At 73.9% G+C, this 2,146-nt stretch carries 2 protein-coding genes and 1 pseudogene (1 of these 3 only partly in view); all 3 read left to right on the forward strand.

The window, feature by feature from the left end:
* Positions 1-582, forward strand: a pseudogene (locus tag FDZ70_07105) (TldD/PmbA family protein) (it extends 979 nt beyond the left edge of the window).
* A complete protein-coding gene (locus FDZ70_07110; GenBank protein ID TLM74797.1) occupies positions 579-1,922 on the forward strand; it encodes a TldD/PmbA family protein in 1,344 nt (447 codons plus the stop codon). The pseudogene FDZ70_07105 and the gene FDZ70_07110 overlap by 4 nt, the downstream one beginning before the upstream one ends.
* 14 nt (positions 1,923-1,936) lie before the next feature.
* Positions 1,937-2,146, forward strand: a 210-nt coding sequence (locus tag FDZ70_07115) for a hypothetical protein (protein ID TLM74798.1), incomplete at its 3' end; no start/stop codon positions are given.

The raw sequence follows: 2,146 nt of genomic DNA on the forward strand, positions 1-2,146 counted from the left end.
GAGCACGTCACCATCACCGTCGACGCCACCGTGCCCGGCTCGATCGGCTCCTTCGGCTTCGACGACGAAGGCGTGCCCGCCCGCCGCGACCTGATCGTGGACCGGGGCGTGCTGACCGGCCTGCTGTCCTCGCGCGAGTCCGCGCTCGCGATCGGCCGGGAGAGCAACGGCTGCATGCGTGCCGACGGCTGGGGGCGCACGCCCCTCGTGCGCATGACGACCGTCTCGCTCGAGCCGGGCGCCTGGGCGCTCGACGACCTGATCGCCGACACCGACGAAGGGCTGTGGCTCGAGACCAACAACTCGTGGTCCATCGACGACAAGCGCTTGAACTTCCAGTTCGGCGTCGAACTGGCGCGTGAGATCCGCGGCGGCAGACTCGGCAGGCTGTACCGCAACGCGAACTACACCGGCATCACGCCGCGCTTCTGGGGCTCGTGCGACGCCGTCTGTTCGCGCGATCACTGGAGCGTGTGGGGCGTGGCCAACTGCGGCAAGGGCGAGCCGATGCAGGTCGCCCACGTCGCGCACGGCGCCGCGCCCGCGCGGTTCCGCGGCGTGCGGGTGGGGGTGGGCCGATGAGGCCGCGCACTCCGGCCGAGGCACTCGATCTCGCGAAGCGGGCGGTCGCGCTCACGCGTGCGGACGAGGCCGAGGCGCTCGTCGCCGTGAGCGAGGGCGCGCTCACGCGCTTCGCCGGCAACCGCATCCACCAGAACGTCGCGCAGTCCGACGCGGAAGTCTCGGTGCGGGCGGTGCTCGGCAAGCGAGTCGGCGTCGCGTCCACGAACCGGCTCGACGACGCCTCGCTCGCCGCATGCTGCGACGCAGCGGCCGCCGCCGCGCGCGTGGCGCCCGAGGACCCCGGCTTCCCCGGCCTGCCGGCCGCGGGCGAGAACGCGTTCGCCGACCGCTCGGCCGACAGCGTCGCCGGGTTCGGCGCGGACTCCCGCGCCCGTGCGGCCGCCGGACTGATCGCCCAGGCCGCGGAGCGCGGCCTGACGGCCGCGGGTAAGGTCGAGGTGAGCCGCGGCGCCATCGCCGTGGCGAACTCGGCCGGCACGGCGGCCGCGATGGCGGCCGGAGACCTGTCCGCCAACGTGCTCGCGATGGGCGATGACGGCGGCAGCGGATGGGCCTCGTTCGTCTCCGGCGAGGCGAGCGACCTGTCCGCCGAGGCACTCGGCGCGCGGGCGGCCGACCTCGCATCGCGCTCGGCGGACCCCGGCGACCTCGAGCCGGGCGCGTACGCGGTCGTGCTCGCGCCCGACGCCGTCGCGTCGTTGCTCGAGTACCTCGCCTACGTGGGCTTCTCGGCCAAGGACGTCGAGGAGGGCTCGTCGTTCATGTCGGGCCGGATCGGCGAGCGGCTGCTCTCGGAGCGCGTCACGATCGCCGACGACGCGGCCGGCGCCGGCGCGCTCGGGCTCGCGTTCGACTACGAGGGCGTGCCGAAGCGGCGCACCGTCATCGTCGACGCGGGCGTGGCTGCCGGCCCCGTGACCGACTCGTACTGGGCGGCCCGGACCGGGCGGCCGAACACGGGCCACGCCCTGCCCGCGCCGAACCGCTGGGGCCCCCAGGCGCTCGACCTGGTGATGGACAGCGGCGACAGCAGCATCGACGAGATGATCGCCTCGGTGGAGCGCGGCGTGTACGTGACGCGCTTCCACTACGTCAACGTGGAGGAGCCGGTCCGCGCGGTGCTCACCGGGATGACACGCGACGGCACCTTCCTCATCGAGGACGGACGGCTCGCGCGGCCGCTCAAGAACCAGCGCTTCACGCAGAGCGCGGTCGACGCGCTGACGAACGTGCGTGCCGTCGGGCGTACGCTGACCGCGGTGCGCGCCGACTTCGGCACGTTCCGCGTGCCGGCCATGACGGTGGACGGCTTCACGCTCACGGGCCAGACCGGCTAGTGGAGGACGACGAAGTGGACCCGAGGGACTACGACGCATCGCGGCGCGAACGCTCCGAGGAGCGGCGCGCGGCAGGACGGGCGCGCCAGAACAAGGCGCTGCTCATCGCCGCGGTGAGCCTGCTGGCCGTCGGTGTCGTGGTCATCGCGGGCGCCGGTATCGGAATACGCATCGCGGCGGTCGAGCAGGAGCGCGAAGCGGCCGCCCGCGCGGCAGCCATCGCT

Source organism: Actinomycetota bacterium (genome assembly GCA_005774595.1).
Taxonomy (GTDB): Bacteria; Actinomycetota; Coriobacteriia; order Anaerosomatales; family D1FN1-002; genus D1FN1-002.

Excerpts from the sequence above, each read along its gene's own strand:
- FDZ70_07110 (TLM74797.1), top strand. The coding sequence starts at position 579 with ATGAGGCCGCGCACTCCGGCCGAGGCACTCGATCTCGCGAAGCGGGCG.